The 2,860-nt window shown below is 57.3% G+C and carries 2 rRNA genes; both read left to right on the plus strand.

The features are described from left to right. Positions 1-2,653: ribosomal RNA gene (locus ACVJO7_RS33875) — 23S ribosomal RNA — on the plus strand; the annotation flags it as partial. An 80-nt stretch (positions 2,654-2,733) separates the two neighbouring features. Next, positions 2,734-2,850, plus strand: a 5S ribosomal RNA gene (gene rrf, locus ACVJO7_RS33880). Positions 2,851-2,860: the final 10 nt, after the last annotated feature.

The following is a 2,860-nucleotide window of genomic DNA, read 5'->3' on the forward strand; positions in this document are numbered from 1 at the left end:
TCCCGAGTAGCAGCGAGCCCGTGAAATTCGCTGTGAATCTGGCGGGACCACCCGTCAAGCCTAAATACTACCTGGTGACCGATAGCGGACAAGTACCGTGAGGGAAAGGTGAAAAGTACCCCGGGAGGGGAGTGAAATAGTACCTGAAACCGTGTGCTTACAAGCCGTCAGAGCCTGGAGCAGTCTTGTGCTGCAGGGTGATGGCGTGCCTTTTGAAGAATGAGCCTGCGAGTTATGCTTCGTGGCGAGGTTAACCTGTGTGGGGTAGCCGTAGCGAAAGCGAGTCCGAATAGGGCGGTGGAGTCGCGGGGTGTAGACCCGAAGCGGAGTGATCTACCCATGGCCAGGGTGAAGCGTCGGTAAGACGTCGTGGAGGCCCGAACCCACCAGGGTTGAAAACCTGGGGGATGAGCTGTGGGTAGGGGTGAAAGGCCAATCAAACTTCGTGATAGCTGGTTCTCCCCGAAATGCATTTAGGTGCAGCGTCGTGTGTTTCTCATCGGAGGTAGAGCACTGGATGGCCTAGGGGGCCGACAAGCTTACCGAAGTCAGCCAAACTCCGAATGCCGGTGAGTGAGAGCGCGGCAGTGAGACTGCGGGGGATAAGCTTCGTGGTCGAGAGGGAAACAGCCCAGATCACCGGCTAAGGCCCCTAAGCGTGCGCTAAGTGGGAAAGGATGTGGGATCGCCCGGACAACCAGGAGGTTGGCTTAGAAGCAGCCATCCTTGAAAGAGTGCGTAATAGCTCACTGGTCAAGTGGTCCTGCGCCGACAATGTAGCGGGGCTCAAGCGCACCGCCGAAGCCGTGGCAATGACACTGTTGGTGTTGTTGGGTAGGGGAGCGTCCTGCATCTGGTGAAGCCCGGGAGTGATTTACGGGTGGAGGGTGTGGGAGTGAGAATGCAGGCATGAGTAGCGAATGCAGAGTGAGAATCTCTGCCGCCGGATGACCAAGGGTTCCTGGGCCAGGTTGTTCCGCCCAGGGTGAGCCGGGACCTAAGGCGAGGCCGTCAGGCGTAGTCGATGGACAACGGGTTGATATTCCCGTGCTCGTGATAGTGCGTCCATGCCGAGGCTGGTGATGCTAACCATCCGAACCCACCTTCGCTCCTTCGGGAGTGTTGTTTGTGGGGGAGCGTGGGATCCGATCTGGTAGTAGGCAAGTGATGGGGTGACGCAGGAGGGTAGCTCCGCCACGCGGTGGTTGTCGTGGTGTAAGCCTGTAGCCTGATCTCCTAGGTAAATCCGGGGGGTCGTGAAGGGTGAGAGGTGATGCGTAGCCGATTGAGGCGAAGAGGGTGATCCCATGCTGTCGAGAAAAGCCTCTAGCGAGTGCTGTTGCGGCCCGTACCCCAAACCGACACAGGTGGTCAGGTAGAGAATACCGAGGCGATCGAGAGAACTGTGGTTAAGGAATTCGGCAAAATGCCTCCGTAACTTCGGGAGAAGGAGGGCCATCTGCCTTGAAGCCCCTTTGCGGGCTAGGGGTGGGTGGTCGCAGAGACCAGGCCCAAGCGACTGTTTACTAAAAACACAGGTCCGTGCGAAGTCGCAAGACGATGTATACGGACTGACGCCTGCCCGGTGCTGGAACGTTAAGAGGACCTGTTAGCTCCCTTGTGGGGCGAAGCGGAGAATTTAAGCGCCAGTAAACGGCGGTGGTAACTATAACCATCCTAAGGTAGCGAAATTCCTTGTCGGGTAAGTTCCGACCTGCACGAATGGCGTAACGACTTGGGCGCTGTCTCGACCACAGACTCGGCGAAATTGCATTACGAGTAAAGATGCTCGTTACGCGCGGCAGGACGGAAAGACCCCGGGACCTTTACTATAGCTTGGTATTGGTGCTCGGTTCGGCTTGTGTAGGATAGGTGGGAGACTGTGAAGCTGTCACGCCAGTGATGGTGGAGTCGTTGTTGAAATACCACTCTGGTCGAACTGGGTGTCTCAACCTCGGGCCATGATCTGGTTCAGGGACAGTGCCTGGTGGGTAGTTTAACTGGGGCGGTTGCCTCCCAAAGAGTAACGGAGGCGCCCAAAGGTTCCCTCAGCCTGGTTGGCAATCAGGTGTTGAGTGTAAGTGCACAAGGGAGCTTGACTGTGAGACTGACGGGTCGAGCAGGGACGAAAGTCGGGACTAGTGATCCGGCACCACCTTGTGGAAGGGGTGTCGCTCAACGGATAAAAGGTACCCCGGGGATAACAGGCTGATCTTGCCCAAGAGTCCATATCGACGGCATGGTTTGGCACCTCGATGTCGGCTCGTCGCATCCTGGGGCTGGAGTAGGTCCCAAGGGTTGGGCTGTTCGCCCATTAAAGCGGTACGCGAGCTGGGTTTAGAACGTCGTGAGACAGTTCGGTCCCTATCCGCCGCGCGCGTTGGAGATTTGAGGAAGGCTGTCCCTAGTACGAGAGGACCGGGACGGACGAACCTCTGGTGTGCCAGTTGTCCCGCCAGGGGCACGGCTGGTTGGCTATGTTCGGGAGGGATAACCGCTGAAGGCATCTAAGCGGGAAGCCTGTTCCAAGATGAGGTCTCCTACCACCTTGAGTGGGTAAGGCTCCCAGGAGATGACTGGGTTGATAGGCCGGAGATGGAAGCCCTGTGAGGGGTGGAGTTGACCGGTACTAATAGGCCGAGGGCTTGCTCACAACATTTTGTTCGCATCCACTGTGTGACCCTGAGCCCATAACCGTGTGTGGTTGTGTGGTGGGGATAAGATAATAGTGTTGTCGGTGGTCATAGCGTCAGGGAAACGCCCGGTCCCATTCCGAACCCGGTAGCTAAGCCTTTCTGCGCCGATGGTACTGCACTCGACAGGGTGTGGGAGAGTAGGTCGCTGCCGACATTCAACCTTT

Source organism: Pseudonocardia sp. DxW, assembly GCF_058448985.1.